Here is a 23,584-nt window from a genome sequence, read left to right on the forward strand (position 1 = left end):
TTTTTTGTTTTCTATGAAAATGTAACTATCAGTTTTTCAGTATTTTAACTTTGGTATTCGGCTTGTAATGGATGTGCTAAAAATATTTAAATGGACACACTCATTGCCGAAGACGTTTTAGCAAAAAAGAAGAAGAAAAAATACCTCATTGCCGGTGTCATCCTGCTGGTAATTATTGGGGGTATCTGGTGGGTTAGGTTTTATTTCAAACCTGCGCTAACCCAGGCAGATATTACCACGGCAAAGGTAGAGGTAGGGATAATTGAAAATACCATCAATGCAACAGGTGAGGTGTTGCCCGAATTTGAAGAAGTTTTAACCAGCCCGATCAATGCATCCATTAAAAATGTATTGCTGGATGCCGGAAATAAGGTTACCAAAGGGCAGTCGATTTTAACGCTCGATAAATCCGTTAGCCAAACCGATTATGATAAGCTTCAGTTCCAGATGGAATCGAAACAAAACGAGATCAGTAAACTGAAACTGGATCTGGAAAAGAGTTTTTTCGACATTAAATCCAATAACAGTATTAAACAGCTACGCATCAGTAATCTTACCGATGCAGTGTCTTCGGCCAAAAGGTTACTTAAAGCAGGAGGGGGAACAAAAGAAGATGTAGAACGTGCCGAATTGGAGCTTAAGGTAGCTGAACTCGAAAAACTGCAGCTCGAGAACGAAATTAAAAGCAAGCAGCAAACCATGAAAATCGAGATCAGGGAAGCCGAAATTGCTTTAGCCATTCAACGTAATGACCTCGATGCCCTGAAACGCAGGCTCGATCTGGCCGATTTAATTGCTACCCGGCCCGGCGTAATTACCTGGGTAAATAAAAATATCGGTTCGGCAGTGCATGAAGGTGATGCACTGGTGCGCATTGCCGATTTAAGTGGTTTTAAAGTAGCAGGCAGTATGTCTGATAATTTGCTGGATAAGATTCACAACAACATGACAGCCATTATTCGCATAGGTGATACGCAGTTACGCGGATCAATTGTCAATATTTCGCCGGCGGTAAACAATGCAATTGTTTCGTTCGATATCCAGCTAAACCAGAAAGACAGCAAAGTGTTAAGACCTAACCAAAAGGTAGATGTTTTTTTGGTTACCGCAACGCGTAACGGTGTTTTGCGGGTAGCTAATGGTCCGGCGTTTAATGGTACCAACCAGCAAGAGGTTTTTGTGCTTAAAAATGGTGTTGCGGAACGCAGGAGCGTAAAAACAGGTCTGAGCAATTTCGATTATGTTGAAGTTTTAAGTGGCCTAAAAGCTGGAGATGAAATCATTACTTCGGATATGGGCGATTACAAAAATGTTAAAACGGTAACCATCAGCAATTAAGTTATGACAAAGAAATTTTTAATGATGCCTTTGTTGTGGTGGATCGGTTTCGGGGTTTTTGCCAATCCGAAAAACGATACATTGAGACTTACCTTGCCGCAGGTGGTAGAAATGGCTAAAGCCAATTCAATTGCTGCCAAACAGGCCATTACCGTTAAAGAAACCAAGTATTGGGAATGGCGTACCTTCAAGTCCAATTACCAGCCTCAGCTGGCTTTATCAGGCGTATTGCCGGGTTATACCAAAACCTATACCCAGGTACAACAGCCCAACGGAACCATACTTTTTCAACCGGTACATTACGATAATTCTTCGCTGACCTTAGATTTTAGCCAGAGTATTACCGCAACAGGTGGAACCATTTATGGCACTACACAACTGCAGCGTTTTAGTGATTTCGATCGTAAAAATGTGCTTTATAATGGTATTCCTTATGGTTTGGGCTACACTCAGCCTTTGCTGCAGTTCAATGCCTTAAAATGGGATAAAAAAATTGAACCCCTAAAATTTAATGAAAGCAAGCAGGTTTTCATCGAAACGCAGGAGAAAATATCGGTTACGGTAACCGAATACTTTTTCGATTTGCTACTGGCTCAGGTTAACCTCGATATTGCCGACCTGAATTATGCCAATACGCAAAGAATTTTAACCATTGCCGATACCAAATTTGAATTGGGTAAAATCTCCAAAAATGAAATCCTGCAGTTGCAGTTAGAGGTTTTAAATGCGCAAAAAGCAGTGGGTACAGCCAAGCGCGACGTAGAAATTGCTACGCTGAATTTAAGAAGTTACACCGGTATAGAGGGCGATGACCGGATTAAACTGGACATGCCCACAGTGGTGACCCAGATGAGTGTAGCTACCGAAAAGGTGCTGAACGAGGCGTACGAGAACCGCTCTGATGCCATTGCATTCGTGCGCAGACTGGCCGAAGCCCGGCGAGATGTAGCCAAAGCCAAAGGCGAAAATGGGTTAAAAGCCACCTTGCGGGCCAATCTGGGCTATTCAAATGCGGCAACCAATGCTTTCGATGTTTATCGCTCACCTAAAAACCAGCAATCGGTAGAACTGCAGCTTTCTATCCCGGTAATGGATTGGGGCAGGTCTAAATCGCGCACTAAGACTGCCCAGGCCAACGAACAGTTTACCATTTATGCGGTAGAACAAGATAAGCAGACTTTTAAACAGCAGATTGTTACGCAGGTTACGCTTTTTAACATGATGAAAGAGCAGATACAGCTGACAGATAAGGCTGAAAAAATTGCAGCAGAAAAGTATAAAATAGCCAGCGAACGTTATGTGCTGGGCAATTTAAGTATTACCGATCTCAGCATCGCCTTTCAGGAAAACGATCGTGCCAAACGCGACTATGTTTCTTCGCTACGCGATTTCTGGGCTGCCTATTATCAATTGCGCTATTTATCTCTATATGACTTTGAAAAAAATAAAAAAATCACCTATTAAATAAATATTTATAACCTTACTTTAAATTATGATACGCTTACAAAACATTGAAAAAGTTTACCGGACCGATACTGTAGAAACACTGGCCATTAACGGCATCAACCTCGATATTGCCAAAGGCGAATTTCTATCCATCATGGGCCCCTCTGGCTGTGGTAAAAGTACCTTGCTCAATATCATGGGCCTGCTCGATGAACCTTCAAAAGGCAATATACAGATCGATAGCCAGGATATCAGTAGCTATTCCGATCAGAAGCTCGCTAAATTCCGTAATGAAAAACTGGGTTTCATTTTTCAAAGCTACCACCTCATTAACGATTTGCAGGTGCTTGATAATGTAGAATTGCCGCTATTGTACCGCAACTCATCAGCCAAAGAACGCAAAAGACTGGCGACTGAAGCTTTAGAAAAAGTTGGATTAAGCAACCGTTTAAAACATTTTCCTACACAACTTTCGGGTGGTCAGCGGCAACGTGTAGCCATTGCCAGGGCCATTGTGGGCAATCCGCAAATTATTCTGGCCGATGAGCCTACCGGTAATCTGGATAGTGCCATGGGGAACGAAATTATGGATATCCTCATTAACCTCAACCAGAACGAGGGTACCACCATAGTAATGGTTACGCACGATGAAAATATGGCGCATAAGACACACCGTTTGGTTAGGCTTTTCGATGGTTCTCAGGTTCAATAAAATACAGCTATGTTAAAAAATTACTTCAAAATCGCCATAGCTGTACTCAAAAGGAGAAAGTTTTTCACCTTCGTCAGCTTATTCGGAATCAGTTTTACACTAACCATTTTAATGGTTACCACTGCATTTATGGATAAAGTTTTAAGTCCAGATTACCCTGATCTAAAGCGCGAACGCTCACTCTATGTGAGCAGTATGGAATACAAAAACACCAAAGAAGGCTGGATGAACCGTAGCGACGTTTCTTTTTACTTTTTTAGTCATTATGTTTCGACCTTGAAAAATGTAGATAAGATGGCTATTTCATCTAATCCCAAAGCTTCAAACGCATACGTAAACAATAAAAAGATTGTTATTGCCTATAAATATACCAATGCCGATTACTGGAATGTGCTCGAATATCGCTTTCTGGCAGGTAAACCTTTTTCGCAAAAGGAAATCGATAATGCCGATAAGGTAGCTGTTATTTCAGAGGAAACCCGGAAAGCTTATTTTGGCGATGCAAGTAATGTAATTGGCCGGTATATATCGGCTGATAATGTCAATTACCGCGTAATTGGTGTAGTGGCTAATGTTTCTAAAACCGTAAACAGTTTAAGTGGCGATATGTACCTGCCCTATACCGTGTCGACTTCAGATTACAATAAACCTGATTTAATGGGTCCTTATAACGCCGTACTGCTGGCTAAAAGCAAAGCTGATGTGCCTAAAATGCAAAAGGAATTTCAGCAAATGATGCGCAGGGTACCCATACCTAAAGATTTTGACCGGGTATACAGTAATGCCGATCCCTTTTTCTCTTCAATGACGCGTAGAATTGCAGGCGATGGAGCCAATAATGGTAAAACCAGGGTGGTTACCATCATGAGTATTTTTGTATTGCTCTTTTTGCTCTTGCCAACCATTAACCTCGTTAACATTAACGTTACCCGCATTATGGAGCGTTCATCAGAAATTGGCGTTCGCAAGGCTTTCGGGGCTTCATCTAAAACGCTGGTTTACCAGTTTATTGTCGAAAATATGATTCTGACTTTTTTAGGAGGCATTATCGGTATCATACTTTCCTTGTTGGCCATTTACCTCATTAACGGTGCAAATGTAATTTCCAATATGCGCCTTAGCATGAATCTAACCGTATTGTTTTACAGTTTTATTGCCTGCGTGTTTTTTGGCTTAATTTCTGGCGTTTATCCGGCCTGGAGAATGTCGAAATTAAATGTAGTGAAAGCACTTAAAACGCAATAATCTTAAATCGAAACCATTATGATGTTCAGACATTTATTTAAATTAATATGGAACAAAAGGAAGCAGAATTTCCTGTTCCTTTCCGAAATACTCGTTTCTTTTATGGTAATATTTGCCGTATTTTCTTTTCTTACCTTCTACTACCAGAACTACAGCAAACCGCTTGGCTTTGATTATAAAAAAGTATGGTCAATCAGTTACGATAATGGCTTGTTAACCAAAAACCGCGATTCGCTCAACATCTTTTACGATAATTTGTATAAATCGTTAAAAGCGATGCCGCAGATCGAAGAAGTAACTTATACAGGGGCTAACTTCCCATACTCAAATAGTACCATGAGTACCGGATTGAATTCAAACGGTAAGAAATTTAATCCGGTGAACAGTTATGTGGTGGGTGCCGACTATCAAAAGGTATGGAACATTAAACTGGTTGCCGGCAGATGGTTTTTACCAGAAGATGCGGTAACTAAAAATAAAAACTTCATTATTAATGAAACATTAAAGAAACAGATGTTTGGTGAAGGCGATGCCATAGGTAAACTGATTGGTGATTACGACGATAAAGAAAAAATGAAGATTATTGGCGTAGTGCAGGATATTAAAGCAAATGGCGATTTCTGGCCCGCAGGTAATGCCATGTTTACCCGCCTGGATACCGGATACTTCAGAAATAACAGCCACATATTGGTTAAAGTTCGCGATGGAGCCGACGCTACTTTCGAAAGCCAATTGTACAAGTTCATGACCAATACGATGAAAAATTCGGTCGAAATACAGCACTTGAGCGAAATGCGGGATGCTAAAAATGAAGTAACCATTATCCCGATGGTTATTTTTATCATCATTGCCAGTTTTCTTATCATCAACGTAGCGTTAGGCTTATTCGGCGTTTTATGGTACAATATTAATAAAAGAAGAAGCGAAATTGGCTTGCGGCGTGCCATAGGTGCCAGTGGGAGTTCAGTAAGCCTTCAATTGGTAATGGAGGCGATGATTTTGGCAACCATGTCGCTCATGGTAGGCTGCTTTTTTGCCATTCAGTTTCCATTGCTCAGCGTTTTTAATATTCCGGCAAGTGTATATATCGTGGCCATGTTGCTGTCTATTTTGTTTATTTACCTGTTGGTTTTTGCCTGCTCGTTATACCCTGGCAAACAGGCTGCAGGCATTCATCCGGCTATTGCATTGCATGAAGAATAATACTTATCTTAACTTCGTATATGATATTAATTGTTGATGATGATCTTGCAGTAAGGACTTCGCTCTCGCTACTGCTAAAAAGTGCAGGGAATGAAGTGCTTATCGCAGACGAAGCAGTTGAGGCTTTCGAAATTGTTAAAACACAGCATCCCGAGCTCATTATCCTTGACCTGAACTTTTCGATCGATACCTCGGGAAAAGAAGGAATGGAACTGCTCAGAAAGATCAGAAATTTTGATGCTGCTGTGCCAATTATCCTCATTACCGGCTGGGCGAGTATCGAGCTGGCCGTGCAAGGCATGAAATTGGGTGCGAACGATTTTATCAATAAGCCCTGGGATAACGATTATGTGTTACAGTCGGTAAAAACCCTGCTTCAACTCAATCAGCAACAGCCACAATCGCGTACACGCAAAGAGCTCGATAAAAAATACAACTTTAAACAGATTATTGGCGAAGATGCCGGCCTGTTGAATATTTTGGAAACCATTGGTCGCGTGGCCAGCACCAATGCATCAGTTTTAATTACAGGTGAGAGCGGTACCGGAAAAGAATTGATTGCCGAAGCTATACACGAGAACAGTACCCGCGCAATAAAACCTTTCGTAAAGGTAAATCTGGGCGGTATTTCGGCTTCCTTATTTGAAAGTGAAATGTTTGGCCATGTACGTGGCGCCTTTACTGATGCGCGTTTTGATCGGGTGGGGCGCTTTGAAATGGCTAATAAGGGCACTATTTTCTTGGATGAAATCGGCGATCTGGAAACGGCTAGTCAGGTAAAGTTACTGCGTGTACTGCAAGACAGAACTTATGAGGTTTTGGGCAGCAGCCGCACCAAAACCGTTGATGCCCGCGTAGTTTGTGCCACCAACAAAAACCTGAACGAAATGGTTGCTGCAGGTGTTTTCAGAGAAGACCTTTTATACCGTATTAACTTAATTACCATTCATTTGCCTGCGCTTAGGGAACGCGCCGCAGATATACCATTGCTGGTAAATTTCTTCATCAATAACATGAAAGAAATTTATAACCGCCCCGATTTAACGGTTTCAGGGGCGGCCATGCGCTGGTTGCAGCGCTTACCTTTGCCAGGCAATATCCGTCAGTTAAAAAACCTGGTCGAAAGAACGGTTTTAATCAGCCGGAATGAGGAGCTGGGTCCCGACGATTTTAAAGCCCAGTTAAATTTATCACCATTAAAAAACGAACAGGTAAAATTACCGGGTGTGGGTACTATGACTTTAGACCAAATGGAGGCCGAAATGGTTAAGCAAGCCATGAATTTCCATAAGAACAGAATTACCAAAGCCGCCGCCGCTCTGGGCATTACCCGGAATGCACTTTACCGTCGCCTGGAAAAATATCAAATTCCGTTTAATGAAACTGAAGACTAAATACATCCTCTTTCTGGTTATTCTGCACCTCATTTGTCTGGTGATGAGCTTTTTTATCTTCCAGGATAATAAGGTTATTTTCATCCTGACGGAGGTATTAATCATTATTTCGGTAATTATTTCGTTAAATCTCTATAAACAGCTTATCCTGCCGCTTACCTATTTAAGGCAGGGTATTTCGGCTATAAAAGATCAGGATTTTAACGTCAAATTTTTGTTTACGGGTAAAAAAGAGGTCGATGAGCTGGTGGATGTATATAACCGGATGATTGATGAATTGCGGAAGGAGCGTACCAAACAACAGGAGCAACATTTTTTTCTCGAAAAACTGATTCAAACCTCACCAACAGGCATTATTGTATTGGATTTTGACGAGCAGATTAAACAGATTAATCCCAAAGCCACAGCAGTATTACAAGCTAACCCAGAATTCTTATCGCATCACATTCAGGATATGGAAACCGGGACCTCCAGAACAATCCGCACGGATGGCTTGCGGACTTTTAAAATTCAGAAATCCAGGTTTATGGACCGGGGTTTCGAACGTGTTTTTGTGATGATGGAAGAAGTTACTGCAGAAATTTTTGAAGCCGAAAAAAGCGTTTACAGCAAGGTAATCCGCATGATGGCCCACGAAGTAAATAATACCATTGGCCCGGTAAATTCGATTATGAATACCGCTTTGGCACAACAGCATTTGTGGTTAAACGAAGCTGATGATCAGCTTAAAAATGCACTTAAAATTGCTGTCGACCGCAATCATAACCTCAATGTGTTTATGCGCAACTTTGCCGATTTGGTTAAAATTCCTGTCGCTAAGAAAGCACGGATTGACATAATAGCCCTGCTTAAATCGATAAGCGAACTCATGCATTTTCAGGCGAGTGAAAAGCAGGTTAAATTTAAATTCGAGCTTCCGGATGAGCCTTATTTAATTCTGGCCGATGTAGAACAAATGGAGCAGGCACTGATTAACATCGTAAAAAATGCAATAGAGGCCATTGATTACGGTGGTTTCATTCAGTTTACTATAGATAAGCGTAGCAGAACTTTGGTTATTGCCGATTCAGGCAAAGGTATTTCACCAGAAAATACGGCACATTTGTTTAGTCCGTTCTTTAGCACCAAAAAAGACGGTCAGGGCATTGGTTTAACCCTCGTTAGGGAAATTCTGCTCAACCACGGTTTCGAATTCTCCTTAAAAACCTTCAACGAAAACGATACCCGTTTTACCATTAAGTTGATTTAGAAGAATTAGATTTATAGGGATCGTCATCTCGACTGGAGCGCAGCGGAATGGAGAGATCTTTAGTCAGATTTAGCTTCGCTGAGCACTTCGTGGTTCTCGACTCCGTTGCCCCCGATAGCTTTCAGGGGCGCTACCAATGAAAGATTCGAATAGAAATTCGTCATTGCGAGAAGGAACGACGAAGCAATCTTACAACGGTAGCTATAACCAGCATTCGCATTAAGATTGCTTCGTGCCTCGCAATGACGATCTTTAAGATTCTGTGATAATCAAATGAATAAATTTGTACAAAAAATGAGCACTTATTCTAATGTGAATTAGCTAATTGTTATTTACCTTCCCATTTTCCTCACTATATTTGATTCCATACTATACCTGAAAAATGAGTAAAAACAACCTCGCCACCGTTGCAATCCCCGCATCGAGCATCGAATTTCTTAACCAGTTAAAAGCAAACAATACCAGAGATTGGTTTAATGCCCATAAAGATGAATTTGTAGCAGAGCAAACCCATATAGAAGAATTTGCTTCGGCACTTTTGGGCATCCTCAACTTAACCGACGTAATTGAAACCCCAAGCGGGAAGAAAAGCCTGTACCGCATTTATCGCGATACCCGTTTCTCTAAAGATAAAACCCCATATAAATCGCATTGGAGCGGCAGCTTTAAGCGTGCAACCAAACAAAGAAGAGGAGGTTATTATTTTCATATCGAGAAAGGTAACAGTTTCGTAGCTGGTGGATTCTGGGCACCATCGCCGGCAGATATGAAACTGATTAGAGAAGACATTGCTTTCGATGGAACGCCTCTAAGAAAAATTATAGGGAGCAAAGAATTTGTGGCCAATTTCGGTACATTAAAAGGCGAGCAGCTGGCTACAGCACCTAAAGGTTTTGCTAAAGATGACCCTGAAATTGATTTGCTACGATACAAACAGTTTCTGCTGGTACGTAAATTCGAGGATAAAGAAGTGCTCGATCCAGGCTTTCTACAACAAGCAGGAGAAACATTTGCAGCCATGCGACCGTTTTTTGATTACATGAGCGCGGTCCTAACGGGCGATGCCAATGGCGAAACGGATTAATATTATAGCTTTATACATAATTTAAAAGTCTTTTTTTAGCCTGTTTTCTTTTAAATATACCAAATGGTTTAATTTTGAGATTTAAATCTACCAATCATGAATAAAGCAGAGCGCACCAGAAGATTTATTATCGAAAAATCGGCCACCATTATCAATAAGAAGGGAATGGCCGCTACGTCGCTGAGCGATATTATGGAAGCGACAAAATTAACCAAAGGAGGGATTTATGGTAATTTCGAAAACAAGGACGAAATTTGTAAAGAGTCTTTCTTCTATTTAACCACCTCGCTGGCCAATTCGCTGGATAGGGCTGTAGTCCAGGGTAGAACGGCCAAAGAAAAGCTCTTTAACCTGATTGAAGCCTATAAAAATATTAAAACTGAAGATGGAGGTTGCCCCTTGCTGAATTTTGGCACCGAAGCCGATGACACCAATGATAGCATAAAAGAATATGTAAAAAAAGGCATCCGTTCGGCTCAAAAACGGATTTTTAACATTTTGAGCGATGGTATAGAAGATGGAGAATTAAGAGCCGATTTGAATGCCAAAAACTTCAGTGTTAAAACATTCGCGATGATTGAAGGTGCTATTTTATGCAGCAAGGTGCTGGAAACCAATGAACAAATGAACATCATCATGGATAGTATCAAAAGCGACTTTGAATCGTATCTGGTTTAAATCAATAACCAAAATACAATGACTAATAAACTAATGACCAATAATCAAAATTCAATAATCAGGAGTAGCCGTTAGCTTATACTCGGGAACTTGACTACTGACCATTACGTATTGACTAATGAACCAATGACTAATGAACCAAAATTACAATTAAAGGCGCTTAAGCATCAATGTCTGCCAGCTTAATTTTATAAGTATTTTCGATTTTGTTAACACTTCGTTGGTTTTCAGTAGCGTATTGTCTTAAATGTTTCAGTTGTGTTTTCAGGTAGCCCGAGGCTAAATAAACTGAAGCCTTTTTACGGATTTTATCGGCCAAAAAGATTTCGACCAGAATTAAAACGATCAGAAAAATAAAGTGTCCAGTTATTAATGAATGTGTAGGCTGGGTACTCAACAAACCAAAATTCTTAGTCAGGTAATCGAACAATAGCGGAATACCTAAAATGGGCAAAAGGGCAATTAAGTTTGCTTTTAGTTTTGTTTTTTGCTCTGCTGCGCGCAACTCATCCAGTTTTTCTGCAATATTGGTTAAACCTTCTGTTTTGGGCTGGATACGTTGCTGGTTCAGCTTTTCCTGTTGTTTTCCGTATTCAATATCAATCTCGCGTACATGACTGATTAATGCAGCTTCGGCCTGGTTTAGTTTTTCCTGGTCGGCAACAATCAGTTCCTGCTCCGCAATCATTTTTTCCATAATCAGCAAGTCGTCGGGTATCCCCCTCGACATTTTTTGCTCAGCAGCGATAATCCGGTTATCCAGCAGTTTAAATTGCTTTTTTAATTCTGCCAACTCGCCGTCCCAATGCGTTTTCTTTAACTCATAATCGCTCTGTATGCGCATAGCCGAAGCCTTATGTTCAAACTTATTAAGGGCTTGCTCATTTAATTCAAAACGCTGGTATAACTGAATCAGCTTTGCAAAATTCTCATGAACTGACTTTTCCTGGTCAGCAAGTTGATCTTCAAACTGCAACAAATCTGCTTCGCAAAGCGGGGTTAAAGACATCGGCATATTGCCGTTAAAATTATAAAAATTATGCCATTAGTAGCCACTCAAATCACGATAGTGTAAGTTTTAGTTGTAAATATTTAAAAGTAACTGTATGCTAGTGGTTTACTTTTAGTGATTGTGGTTTATCTAGAAAATTAATGGCCGGTTGGGCGGGTAACCACAACATTTCTTCCGAGTGTTTTAAAACGGTCAGCATTGGCCTGCACCACGGTGATGGTAATATGGCCGGTTTTACTGGTGTTAATATCTCTAACGGTACCAGATTTTCCTTTATGCGTGCCACCGATTACTAAACATTGGTCGCCGTCTTTTAATATAGTTGGGTCTTGATTATCCATAGCTGATATGATAACTCTTTTATGAATTTCTGCTTTACTAATGTAGGTAATTAAAAATAACGAACAGTTAAATCAGCTAAAAATCGTCAAAAACAGCGATTTTGTTAAATCTCTAAATATTTTATTTGATAAGTATAAATTTAAATTTAGATTTGTCTAAAATTAAATTTAGATAAACTTCAATTAATGAAAACTCTTTTACTCCTTAGCGCTTTCCTCTTTATTAGCTTCATTTCCAAAGGCCAGCAAACTGTATTGCAAGGCCTGGTGACTTCCCAAAATACCCCAACCGAAAATATTACTGTCAAAATTTTAAATTTAAATAAGTCGACCAAATCAAATCAATCTGGTGCGTACCATTTTACTAATGTGCCTTCGGGTAGTTACGATATTTTGTTCTCTGGTGTGGGCCATCAGAACAAAAAGATTAAAATTACGGTGAACAACGATACCACTTTTCTAAATGTAGATCTGATTTCGATGGAAGCTAATTTAAAGGATGTGGTGATTACCGGGGTAAACCGGGCAACTGAGTTGCGCAAAAGTCCGGTACCTATTGCCGTACTCTCAAAAAAATCGATGGATCAGAACGTAAACACCAATCTGATCGAAGCCATTGTAAAAGGGGTGCCTGGGGTTACTGCGGTTACTACCGGGCCAAATGTTTCCAAGCCATTTATTCGTGGTTTGGGCTATAACCGGGTTTTAACGTTATATGATGGTTTGCGACAGGAGGGTCAACAGTGGGGCGATGAACATGGTATTGAGGTTGATGAGTACGGAATTGCAAGAGCTGAAGTGGTAAAAGGTCCGGCAAGTTTAACTTACGGATCAGATGCATTGGCAGGTGTAATTAATATGATCCCCTACAGCCCCAATTTTGAAAATGGCAAGTTAAAAGGTGATTTTATCACTAATTACCAGACCAACAATGGCATGATAGGTGCCTCGCTGGGTTTGGCTTACATCAAAAACGATTGGAAATTTACCATCAGGGGAACCGGAAAAACCGCGCATAATTACGAAAATAAGATAGACGGACTGGTTTACGGCACTGCTTTCAGGGAATATAATTTTTCGGCTTCTGCAAGGGTAGATAAACACTGGGGTTATTCGAAAACCGCTGTAACCTATTACGATAATTTAATGGAAATACCCGACGGAAGCAGGGATTCGCTTTCGCGTAAATTTACACGCCAGGTGCTCGATGATGGCGACGATATCAAAAACAGACCGATTGTACCAGAAAACGAACTGAATACCTACCGAATTAATCCTTTGCATCAGCACATTCAGCATTACCGCTTTTACAATACCAGTCAGTTTAAATTTGGTAACAGCGATTTGAATGTATTGCTAGGTGGCCAGCAAAGCGTACGCCGCGAATACAACCACCCAACAGTACCTCAGCAAGCTGGTCTTTATGTGGTGCTCAACACTTTTAATTACGACCTGAAGTACAATCTCCCTGATTTCTCGGGAATTGAAAGTACCATTGGGCTAAATGGTATGTATCAGGCCAACAGGAGCAAGGAGGCAACCGATTTTCCTATTCCGGATTACGATCTCTTTGATATTGGTGCTTTTTATTTTGCAAAGAAAACATTTGGCCAGGTAGATATTTCGGGCGGGATCAGACTCGATAGAAGGAACATTAAATGGGATGATTTTTATGTAGGTACAAATGCACAAACCGGTTTCGGACAACAGGTGAATGCATCTACCCCCGGCGGAAACCTGCAATTCCCATCATTCAGCAAGAATTATTATGGTGTATCGGGTAGTTTGGGCTTAACTTATAACATTTCAGAAAAATTATTAATCAAAGCCAATATTGCGCGAGGTTATCGTGCACCAAACATTACCGAAATCGGTTCGAATGGATTGGACCCGGGGGCGCACATTGTGTATTTGGGAAATAGGACTTTTAAACCCGAATTTAACCTGCAGGAAGATATTGGCTTAATTGCTTACCTAAAGGATGCCGATATCAGTTTGGAGTTGTTTAACAACAATATCCAGAATTACATTTACCAATCGCGTTTAACCGATGCAAATGGTAATCCGGTGGTTATTGTGCCGGGTAATTTAACTTATCAGTACCAGCAATCAAAAGCGAGGTTGTATGGTGCTGAACTGACGGTTAATTTGCACCCAACCGCCATTAAGTGGCTCAGTTTTAACAATAGCATGGCTTATGTGGTGGGTTTAAACCAAAACAAAGAACTTTTGGCTAAACATGGCGATCAGGCCAGATACCTGCCATTTATTCCGCCTTTGCAAATCAGATCAGAGCTTAAGGCGACAGCTCAACAGGCCATTGGCTTTTTAAGTAAACCTTATGTTAAAGTTGATGCGGCTATTTTTGCTAACCAGCATAAGTTTTATGGTTTAGACGATACCGAAACTTTTACCAAAGGTTATACACTGCTGAACGCAGGTATCGGATCGACGATTGCAAGCAGAAAGGATAAAGTTCTGTTTGATGTTTTTATTCAGGTTGATAATATTTTTAATACCGCTTACCAGTCTAATTTAAACCGTTTAAAGTATTTCGAATATTACGCCGCTTCGCCAAATGGCCGATCGGGCATATACAATATGGGCAGGAACATGAGTTTTAAAGTTATTATACCGATCTAGGATGGAAGAGGTAAGATGGGGTAGGGAAAAGGGATAATGTGAACTGAAAATTGCCAACTGAGAACTTCATTCTATTTTTTATTATTACATCTTCCATAGTGTTCAGTGTTTCTTTAGGGAGTGGGAGGTATTTATATCTTCCATTTTCTTTTTGTTGGATTTCTGATTAAACCTTTTCTCTGGTAACCGTTCCATCTTATGGACTATGGACTATGGACTATGGACTATGGACTATGGACTATGGACTATGGACTGTTTTACCTATTTTTACATCATCATGGAAGCATCTTTAAGCGAACAACGATTAAATTTTTTAAGACAATCAATCGGTAAGGTCATTACGGCATCGCCCTCTAATTTTATGAACTGGCTGGCACCTGTTTTAGTTAAAGCAGAGCATGGCATTTTGGTTTGTCAGTACACCGTGCGTAAAGAAATGACCAATCCTTATCAGATTTTACACGGTGGCGTAACTGCCGGCATCATCGACGATTTAATTGGTGCCACAGTTTTTACCATGGGTTTGAATGACAGGTTCACTACAGTAAATAACTACATTGATTATTTTGCAACTGCAAGCGAAGGAGATGAAATCATTGCAGAAACCGCTATTGTAAAGCGAGGACGGACTATATTAAATTTGCAATGTGAGGTATTTTTACCTTCAAAAAAGCGTTTAATAGCTAAAGGCTATTCGAATATGTTAAACATAGGTTAAGCCTGCTTTAACGGTTGTAAAGAAAATTATTAATTCCTTAAAATTAACAAAACATTCTCGTTAACAAAGTGTTATAAATTAACCAAAAATATAATGAGCCATGTTAGAAAATTATTCAACCCTGCAATTCATTGTTAGAGGCAAAATTTTTAAAGGATTTTGCATGCGTATTCAAGATGATTTTCATGAAACTTATGCCGTGATTTTAGATGGCTATCACTCTTTTTGTATCTGGTTAGATAACAAGAGCGAGAAATGGCATGCATCTAAAAATGTAGCTATAGATCCTGACGCCATTGATGAGATTATCAGCAGAATTTCTTTGCCTGCCGCTGTTTCTTAAGCTTTCATAATAATACCTATAAAAAAATCCTTGTACGGTATAACCGGACAAGGATTTTTTATGCATCTATTTATTTCAGCGTTGGCCAAAACAGGTAGGCCATCGTTATGGCTGTAATTACACCTATTAAATCGGCCAGCAACATCGACCCAATAGCATAACGGGTATTTCTGATACTCACCGAACCAAAATAAACGGCTACTACATAAAAAGTGGTGTCGGATGCTCCCTGAAACACACCCGATAACCTGCTGGCGAAAGAATCAGGTCCGTTGGTAATCATGGTACTTACCATCATACCCCTGGCAGCGCCACCGCTCAAAGGTCTGATCAAAGCGGTTGGTAGCGCATCAACAAATCGGGTATCTGCACCGAAAAACAAGAAAACATGTTTAATGCCATTCATTACTACATCAAAGGTTCCGCTGGTTCTAAGCATACAAACAGCTACTAGGATACCTACCAGATAAGGAATAATTTTAATAGCGGTTTCAAAGCCTCCTTTGGCACCGGCTACAAAAGCATCAAATATGTCGATCTTTTTATAAAGTGCACCCAATACAATAAGTAGGAAAATCAATAAGATCAATCCACCACTTAACAGGCCCGAGAAAGAAGTAACACCCGCTGCATTTAAACCACTCACATACCATACAATAGCCGCAATAACAATAGAAATGCCTAATACCCAGGTTAATATTGCAGGTTGCAACAGATTGATTTTCTGTTTAAAAGAAACGATTAACATGGCGGCCATGGTACCCACAAAGGTCACAATCATACAGGGAATAAATATATCAGTAGGATCGGAGGCGTTTTGAGTCGACCGGATGGCAATTACACTGACCGGAATTAAACATAAACCAGCAGCGTGCAGGCACAAGAACATAATTTGTGGGTTACTGGCCACATTTTTATTGGGATTTAACTCTTGCAGGCTTTCCATTGCTTTTATACCAAATGGGGTAGCGGCATTGTCCAATCCCAATAAATTGGCAGAGAAATTCATAATCATGTGGCCCATCGCTGGATGCCCTTTGGGTACTTCAGGAAAAAGTTTAGAAAAGAATGGGCTAATGATTTTAGACAATAAGCGGATTCCTCCGGCTTTTTCGGCAATGCTCATAAAGCCCATAAATAAAGCCAGCGTTCCAACTAATTCAATACAGAGTTTAACGGCAATTGAACAGGTTTCGATAATACCATCCAGCTTTAAAGGATTTAAGGGATCGGATGATTTACCAATCACCATCCAGTTAAAAATGTCGCTTTGCCCAAAGAAAATGCATTTAACACCAGCTACAACGATAGCTACGATAATAAATGCCGACCAAATCCTGCTTAATGCCATTACGTATGTTTAGTTTTTGTTGCGTGAAAATAGCTTTTTTAACTCATAGTGCAAAGCTGGAGTAAGATGGTTTATGCTTTAATGGCCGATAGTTGATAGCACTTCAGACTATGAACCAATAACTATGTACTATTAACCAAAAAAGCCCATAACTAATAGTGCTTTACTATTAACTATGGGCATTTAACTTCGGATCTCGACCTCCGTCTTCTGACTATCTAAGGTTTATCATCGGTTAATTCAAAACCCCAGGTTTTTCCTTTTTCAGTTGCCGGAATTCCGGTAGTCATCCAAACCGGTGCTTTGGCTCCTTTTAAATAATAATCGAAAAACTGTTGTTCACGGATCTGAATATCTTTACGGTTTTGGCGTTGAACCAGATTGTGTGCTTCGCCATTGTAGTTTAACATCCAAACCGGTTTACCTAAACGGCGCAGGCCGGTAAACATTTCAATTCCCTGATACCAGGGCACCGCTCCGTCAGCGTCGTTTGCCATAATTACAACCGGCGTATTTACTTTAGGGAACATGAATAAAGGTGAGTTTTCGATATAAAGTTCAGGTTTTTCCCACAGGGTTGCACCAATGCGGCTTTGTGTTTTTTCGTATTGGAACTGACGGTTCATACCGGTTTCCCAGCGGATGCCACCATAAGCAGAGGTCATGTTGGCTACAGGTGCACCTGCCCATGCTGCTGCATACATATTATTTTGGGTAATTAAATAAGCAACCTGATAACCGCCCCAGCTTTGTCCCTGGATGCCGATTTTACTGCCATCTACCCAGTTGTTTTTCTTTAAGCTTTCTACACCCGAATTGATATATTCGACAGCTGATTGACCCGGGTGACCGGTTTCGTAACTAATATCTGGTGCAAAAACAAGGTAACCGTTACTTACAAAATAGGAGATATTTAAACGCGAAGGCGTAGGCGCTGGTGCCTGATAACTGTATAAACCATCGGTAAGTTTTTCGTAGAAATAAGCAATCATTGGGTATTTTTTGTTTGGATCGAAATTTTCGGGCTTGTACAAAATACCTTCTGCTTTATAACCTTTTGGTGTAGTCCATTTTACCAGTTCGGCGGTACCCCAGTTGTAGTTTTGCTGTTGTGGGTTGGTGTTGCTTAATTTGGTTTCTGCTTTAAAATCGCTGGTTACGTAAACATTTGGCGACTCTACATAACTGGCTTTATCATAAATGTACAGGTCAGCATCTTTAGCTTTAGCCAGGTTAGAATATTTGAATTTAGCCATTACCACTAACTCAGGCGCTTTAACTGAACCTACGTTGGTACGGTAAAAACCATTTTCTTTGGTAATCTGGTTAAATGCATCTAACCAAACCAATTCGTTGGCCTTAACAAATTTGTCGCCATTACGTTCCGTTCTGTTTTGTTGTACGTTCTGATAACGGAAGGTAAGGTTGTTAGCCCTTCCAAAACCTGCCGTAATATTTTTTGCAGCCGATTTGCCATCGGGTGAGAATGACCAGATATCGTATTTATCGTAAATTAAAACAGCTTTATCGCCTTCAGTCCAGGTAGCCAAACCATAAGCAGATGGAAGGTCAGGAACATCATTCTCTTCATCAACAAACTTTACACTTAAGCCTGTGGTTAAGGTTGTTACTTTTCCGGTTGCTACAGCATAAGTATTCCAGCTGCCCGCTTTTCTGTCAAAGTATAAAACATAATTTCCACCAGGAGAAGACATGGCATAACCATTTAAACCTTCAATAATCTTTTTGCGCTGACCGTTTTTAGTATTTACTAAGTAATAATCTTTGCTGGTAGAACCACTCCATTGCGATTCAATTCTGCGGCCATAATCAGTTGAGGCTAAAACCTGTTCTGCATCGCCATCTGCCATTATACTGGCATCAGGTAAGGTTAAATCGGTTAAAGGAATCACTTTCGGATCGCTGCTATACACATCAATTACAGATAAATAACTTTTCTTACTGTCTCTGTCAGCATTTTTAAGCTGCATAGGCTGCAGGTAATCATCTTTATAGTTCCAAACATCCACTTTGGCTACTTCAAAATCTACAATGGTGGTATCTTTCGGTTTTTTGATAGGAGAGATACCGAAAAACAATTTCTTGCCATCTTTACTAAAAGTGATTTTACCATCGCCGTTAACGGTCCATTTTGCAGGTAAGCCAGGCATATCAAAGTCGACCAGGATCTGGGCGGTATCTAGCGTTAAAGAATTGTAGTAAACGTTGTAATCCTTAATTTCTTTTTTCTCAGGATCTTGCTCCCCAACAAAAGCTACATGCTCGTTTTCCTCATCAAAGGTGAAATTTTTGAAACTTCCTTTACCTTTAATTAAAGTTTTAAGCGTGCCTTTTTCGGTGTTTAGTAGAAACACACCTTGCGGGGCAGTTTTATCTTTTTTAGAACCGCTGCAGGTAAACACCAATTGCTTACCATCTTTGCTGAAATAATAATCGGTAACGAATTTATAGGTTTTATCAGTTCCCGTTACGAGATTTTTGATTACTAAATCGGTTCCTTCGTCAGTTTTACCTTTTCCTGCAGGCTCATCGTCTGCAAAATCTGTTTCACCATCTTTTTTCTCGACAGGTTTTACAGCTTTTTTAGCGGTATCGGGTTTTTCGCTTAAATAAGCCAGAAAGCCAGATCCTTCTTCCGGAAATTTGAACGATTTTACCCTGGCCACCTTGGTAATTGCGTTGGTTGTTAAATTGGCGATACCTAATGAATCTTTAGGCTGCTCGTCTGCTTTTGTCTTTTTAATTTTTGCCTGACGTAAATCTTTATTAAAAGGTCTGATATTAAACGCTGCAAATTTAGAATCGTTGCTAAACTGGGCATTAAGACCGCGGGCAATATTTAATTTGGTATGAGTTTTAAGGTTATTGAGGTAAAGTTGTGCATCGCCTTCCTGTTGCAAAATAGTGTACATGGCCCAATTACCATTGTTGGATAACTGCTTCGAACCTACCGATTCCCAGGTATCATAAACACTGTGGTTTAATGGCTTCTTTTGCGCGTAGGTTAGGCTGACAACGAAAGACAGAATAATTGTTAGTCTCTTATGCATTTTAATAAGTTAATTAATTTGTTGGTTGAGATTTAATCTTCTAAAATTGGAAATTTTTAGCTGATTAGGAAACTTGTATGCCAAATATTACAATTATAAGCGAAATGTGGAGTCCGGGGTCCGAAGACAGAAGTCAGAGGTTTGGGTTTACACGCTCCCCGCCCTTCGCTCTACGCTTCCTGCTCCTTAAACTAAAAACCCCCGATTACGTTAAGCAATCGGGGGTTTCGTATATCAAAACTAAATTATTTCTTAGTTTGTTGTTGTTGCTGTTGTTGACGCATGTAATCGTCTAAACGCTGCTGGAATTTAGATTTTTTCTTTTTCTCATCAGCTGGTCTCGCTTTATTCTGTTGAATTAAAGCGTGGATTTTATCGTCGTCAACCATTTTACGGATCAAGAACTGCTGACCGAAAGTCATTAAGTTGGCTAAGAAGTAGTAATAGTTTAATCCGGCAGGATAACTGTTTAATACCCCTAAGAAAATGATTGGCATAATGTAACCAATGTATTTCATCTGACCAGTTGCACCTGAAACCTGATTGTTAAAGTAGGTCATGATCAGGGTTGATACCGTCATCAATACACACATTAAACTTAAGTGATCGCCGATGAATGGTAATTTAACACCGAAACGGATAAACTCATCGTAAGTTGATAAATCTTTCATCCAAAGGAAACTCTCGCCACGTAACTCGAACAAGTTAGGGAAGAAGAAGAAGAAAGCCATTACCAATGGCAATTGCAGTACCATTGGCAAACAACCACCAAGCGGGTTTACACCAGCCTTTTTGTATAATTTTAAATATTCCTGTTGAACCAGTGTTGGGTTATCTTCGCCTACTTTAGCTTTAATCTCATCCATTTCTGGCTTCAATACACGCATTTTAGCCATTGACAGGTACGATTTGTAGGTAAGCGGCGATAAAGCTACTTTTAACAAAATGGTTAGTACCAGAATGATTAAACCGTAATTCCAGCCAAAGCTGTTTAAGAAGTTAAATACAGGCAATACAATAAAGCGGTTAATGTATTTTAAAGGCCAGTAGCCCATATCTACCTGCTGATCCAAATCGTAACCCTGTGCTTTTAAAGCAGAGAATTTGTTGGTGCCGAAATAGAACTCCAACTCATATACCTGGTTTGCAGTATGCGCATAAGGCAATTGCATGTTGGCATCATAAAACTTAACCTGGCCAGGTGCAGTCGGGATTTTAACCTCTAAACTTCCTTTTTCGAAAGCCTGCTTGGCAATTAACGATGCAGAGAAAAAGTGCTGTTTGAAAGAAAACCACTGGATTTTACCTTTCGATAGTTCTTCTTTCTCATCTTTAGAAACACTTAAATGGTTTACATCGCCATCTAAATATTTGTAATAAGGTGCCGAATAACGGTGCTCGCTTTCGATCGATTTTTCTTGCTGCAAAAGGGTAGTTTGCCAGTTTAAACCAACATTATTACCCGCAATTACCTGTTGTAAGCCTACTAAATTGATGTTGAAAGCAACTTTGTTACTTAATGCTTTTAAATCGTAAACATACTCTACGTAAGCATTTGCGCCATAATTGGCACGCATGGTAACCGTATTGCCGGTTTTAGTTGGCGTAAAGTATAAATCGTTGGTATTAATTACTTTACCAGCTGCATTCAGGCTTAAACCAAATTTGTTCTCGTTGCCTGCAAATAAAACTAAAGGTTTCCCGGCAAAGGTTTTTTGACCTTTAATTTCTACCGATGAAATTTTACCCCCTTTATTGCTAAGGGTAATTAACAGGTTTTCGTTTTCTAAAACAGTGCTCGATTCAGTTCCGGTTATTGCCGTACCAAAAGGGCCTTTTAAGGCTAAAGAATCTACTGCAGGATTAGCAACCGCAGTTTTTGTAGTATCTTTTTGTATTGGCGAAACGCCGGCTTTTTTCAGAGAATCTAAATGCTCTATTTCTTTGGCTTTTTTCACTTCAGCCTCGTTAGGCTTCAGAAAGTAGAATGATCCAGCCAAAATGATCATAATCAGGAACAATCCTGTAAAGGTATTTCTATCCATTATTTGTGTCTGTACTGCTTTTAATTCGTTTTCTTTTTCGCAAACTCCATCGCAGCGGCGACAAATTTAACAAAAAGTGGGTGAGGATTAGCAACTGTTGATTTTAATTCAGGGTGAAATTGTCCGCCAACGAAAAAAGGATGGTTTTTAAGCTCTACAATTTCAACCAAATTGCTTTGTGGGTTCATACCCGAAGCAATCATACCAGCTTCTTCGTATTGCTTTAAATAGGCATTGTTAAATTCGTAACGGTGACGGTGGCGCTCATTAATGTGTGTTTTGCCATAAATAGAATAAGCTTTTGTACCTTTTTTAATATCGCAAGGGTACGAGCCTAAACGCATGGTTCCACCTTTATTGGTAATTTTTTTCTGCTCTTCCATCATATTGATTACCGGATTAGCAGTATTTTCTTCAATTTCGGTAGTATGTGCATCTTTTAAGCCCAAAACGTTACGTCCGAATTCAATTACCGCACATTGCATGCCCAAACAAATACCGAAGAAAGGTATGTTGTTTTCGCGAACATATTTAATGGTATCAATTTTACCTTCAATGCCACGGCTACCAAAACCTGGTGCTACTAAAACGCCTTGCAGGTGACCTAATTTTTCTTTTACGTTATCGGCAAAAATACCTTCTGAGTGAATATACTCCACTTTTACCTTACATTCGTTTTTCGAACCTGCGTGTACAAAAGATTCGATAATTGATTTATAGGCATCAGGTAATTCTACATATTTACCCACCAAACCGATTCTAACTTCGGCAGTAGGATTTTTTAAACGGCCAAGGAAATCTTTCCAGCTTTCCATATCCGGATCGTTTTTGGTTGGCAGTTTTAATTTCGATAAAACAGTTTTATCCAGTTGTTCTTTTAACATCAACAATGGCACATCATAAATAGTAGATGCATCCATCGATTCGACTACGGCATTGATGTTAACGTTACAAAACAGGGCAATTTTTTTTCTTAAATCAGAACTTAAGTGGTGTTCTGTTCTGCAAACCAGAATATCCGGTTGGATACCGTACTCTAATAAGGCTTTAACAGAGTGTTGTGTAGGTTTGGTTTTTAGCTCACCTGCAGCAGCCAAATAAGGTACAAGTGTTAAGTGAATTACAATAGCGTTGGTATTGCCTTCTTCCCATTTAAACTGACGTACAGCTTCGATAAATGGTAACGATTCGATATCGCCAACGGTACCACCCAACTCGGTAATTACAATATCGTACTCGCCGCTTTCGCCCAGCATACGCATGTTGCGTTTAATCTCATCGGTAATGTGTGGTACTACCTGTACGGTTTTACCTAAATACTCGCCTTTACGTTCTTTGTTAATTACATTCTGGTAAATGCGGCCGGTTGTAATGTTATTGGCCTGCGAGGTTGGAACGTTCAGGAAACGCTCGTAATGACCAAGGTCCAAATCAGTTTCAGCACCATCTTCGGTTACAAAACATTCACCATGCTCGTACGGATTTAAAGTTCCCGGATCGATATTGATGTACGGATCGAATTTCTGAATGGTTACACGGTAGCCCCGTGCCTGTAAAAGTTTAGCTAAAGACGCGGAAATGATGCCCTTACCTAAAGAAGAAGTAACACCGCCCGTAACAAAAATATACTTAGTCATGTTTGATAATTTGTGAAATCAACCAGTTTTTGACCACTGGTTAATTGCTTTTGTACGGGATACAAAGGTACGAA

The 23,584-nt window shown here is 40.0% G+C and carries 18 protein-coding genes; 12 read left to right on the forward strand and 6 right to left on the reverse strand.

Going from position 1 to position 23,584, the window contains the following annotated elements:
- Positions 1-90: 90 nt before the first annotated feature.
- From OC25_RS04705 to OC25_RS04745, 9 genes are all read left to right on the forward strand, one after another.
- On the forward strand, positions 91-1,338 hold the full coding sequence (locus tag OC25_RS04705; RefSeq protein ID WP_039472310.1) for an efflux RND transporter periplasmic adaptor subunit: 1,248 nt from the start codon (positions 91-93) through the stop codon (positions 1,336-1,338).
- A gap of 3 nt (positions 1,339-1,341) precedes the next feature.
- Positions 1,342-2,802 (forward strand): TolC family protein, encoded by a 1,461-nt coding sequence (locus OC25_RS04710; RefSeq protein ID WP_039472312.1) that lies wholly within the window; start codon positions 1,342-1,344, stop codon positions 2,800-2,802.
- A 28-nt stretch (positions 2,803-2,830) separates the two neighbouring features.
- Positions 2,831-3,496 (forward strand): ABC transporter ATP-binding protein, encoded by a 666-nt coding sequence (locus tag OC25_RS04715; protein WP_039472314.1) that lies wholly within the window; start codon positions 2,831-2,833, stop codon positions 3,494-3,496.
- 9 nt (positions 3,497-3,505) lie between these two features.
- On the forward strand, positions 3,506-4,741 hold the full coding sequence (locus OC25_RS04720) for an ABC transporter permease (protein ID WP_039472316.1): 1,236 nt from the start codon (positions 3,506-3,508) through the stop codon (positions 4,739-4,741).
- An 18-nt stretch (positions 4,742-4,759) separates the two neighbouring features.
- Positions 4,760-5,944: an ABC transporter permease gene (locus OC25_RS04725; RefSeq protein WP_244154639.1), complete on the forward strand. Its 1,185-nt coding sequence runs from the start codon at positions 4,760-4,762 to the stop codon at positions 5,942-5,944.
- 20 nt (positions 5,945-5,964) lie between these two features.
- Positions 5,965-7,338, forward strand: coding sequence for a sigma-54-dependent transcriptional regulator (locus tag OC25_RS04730; RefSeq protein ID WP_039472320.1), 1,374 nt, complete (start codon positions 5,965-5,967; stop codon positions 7,336-7,338).
- Positions 7,322-8,587: a sensor histidine kinase gene (locus tag OC25_RS04735; RefSeq protein ID WP_039472322.1), complete on the forward strand. Its 1,266-nt coding sequence runs from the start codon at positions 7,322-7,324 to the stop codon at positions 8,585-8,587. Before OC25_RS04730 ends, OC25_RS04735 begins: the two co-directional genes overlap by 17 nt.
- Before the next feature lie 382 nt (positions 8,588-8,969).
- Positions 8,970-9,671 carry a DUF2461 domain-containing protein gene (locus OC25_RS04740; RefSeq protein WP_039472324.1) on the forward strand — a complete coding sequence of 234 codons (702 nt, stop codon included), beginning with the start codon at positions 8,970-8,972 and terminating at the stop codon, positions 9,669-9,671.
- A gap of 96 nt (positions 9,672-9,767) precedes the next feature.
- The gene (locus OC25_RS04745) at positions 9,768-10,349 is read left to right on the forward strand and encodes a TetR/AcrR family transcriptional regulator (RefSeq protein ID WP_039472325.1); all 582 of its coding nucleotides are present in this window, start codon (positions 9,768-9,770) and stop codon (positions 10,347-10,349) included.
- Between the two features lie 160 nt (positions 10,350-10,509).
- Here OC25_RS04745 and OC25_RS04750 read toward each other — a convergent pair whose 3' ends face one another.
- Complete coding sequence (locus tag OC25_RS04750) at positions 10,510-11,358, reverse strand: hypothetical protein (RefSeq protein WP_039472328.1); 849 nt, start codon at positions 11,356-11,358, stop codon at positions 10,510-10,512.
- A 140-nt stretch (positions 11,359-11,498) separates the two neighbouring features.
- On the reverse strand, positions 11,499-11,702 hold the full coding sequence (locus OC25_RS27280; protein WP_082018511.1) for a KOW motif-containing protein: 204 nt from the start codon (positions 11,700-11,702) through the stop codon (positions 11,499-11,501).
- Positions 11,703-11,888: 186 nt separating this feature from the next.
- On the opposite strand from OC25_RS27280, the gene OC25_RS04755 reads away from it, so the two are divergent.
- The 3 genes from OC25_RS04755 to OC25_RS04765 all read left to right on the forward strand — a co-directional run bounded on the left by OC25_RS04755 (position 11,889) and on the right by OC25_RS04765 (position 15,406).
- A complete protein-coding gene (locus OC25_RS04755) occupies positions 11,889-14,345 on the forward strand; it encodes a TonB-dependent receptor (protein ID WP_039472330.1) in 2,457 nt (818 codons plus the stop codon).
- 277 nt (positions 14,346-14,622) lie between these two features.
- Entirely contained in the window at positions 14,623-15,063 is a 441-nt protein-coding gene (locus tag OC25_RS04760; RefSeq protein WP_039472333.1) for a PaaI family thioesterase, read from the forward strand.
- Positions 15,064-15,163: 100 nt separating this feature from the next.
- Positions 15,164-15,406, forward strand: a complete 243-nt coding sequence (locus tag OC25_RS04765) for a hypothetical protein (protein ID WP_039472335.1) — start codon at positions 15,164-15,166, stop codon at positions 15,404-15,406.
- Positions 15,407-15,476: 70 nt separating this feature from the next.
- On the opposite strand, the gene OC25_RS04770 is transcribed toward OC25_RS04765, so the two are convergent.
- The 4 genes from OC25_RS04770 to OC25_RS04785 form a co-directional block, all read right to left on the reverse strand.
- Positions 15,477-16,757, reverse strand: coding sequence for a nucleoside recognition domain-containing protein (locus OC25_RS04770; RefSeq protein WP_039472337.1), 1,281 nt, complete (start codon positions 16,755-16,757; stop codon positions 15,477-15,479).
- 218 nt (positions 16,758-16,975) lie between these two features.
- Positions 16,976-19,828 carry a S9 family peptidase gene (locus tag OC25_RS04775; RefSeq protein WP_039472339.1) on the reverse strand — a complete coding sequence of 951 codons (2,853 nt, stop codon included), beginning with the start codon at positions 19,826-19,828 and terminating at the stop codon, positions 16,976-16,978.
- 245 nt (positions 19,829-20,073) lie between these two features.
- Positions 20,074-21,873: a membrane protein insertase YidC gene (gene yidC, locus OC25_RS04780; RefSeq protein WP_039472341.1), complete on the reverse strand. Its 1,800-nt coding sequence runs from the start codon at positions 21,871-21,873 to the stop codon at positions 20,074-20,076.
- Between the two features lie 20 nt (positions 21,874-21,893).
- Complete coding sequence (locus tag OC25_RS04785) at positions 21,894-23,510, reverse strand: CTP synthase (RefSeq protein ID WP_039472343.1); 1,617 nt, start codon at positions 23,508-23,510, stop codon at positions 21,894-21,896.
- Between the last annotated feature and the right edge of the window lie 74 nt (positions 23,511-23,584).

This window comes from Pedobacter kyungheensis, assembly GCF_000812965.1.
Classification (GTDB): Bacteria; Bacteroidota; Bacteroidia; order Sphingobacteriales; family Sphingobacteriaceae; genus Pedobacter; species Pedobacter kyungheensis.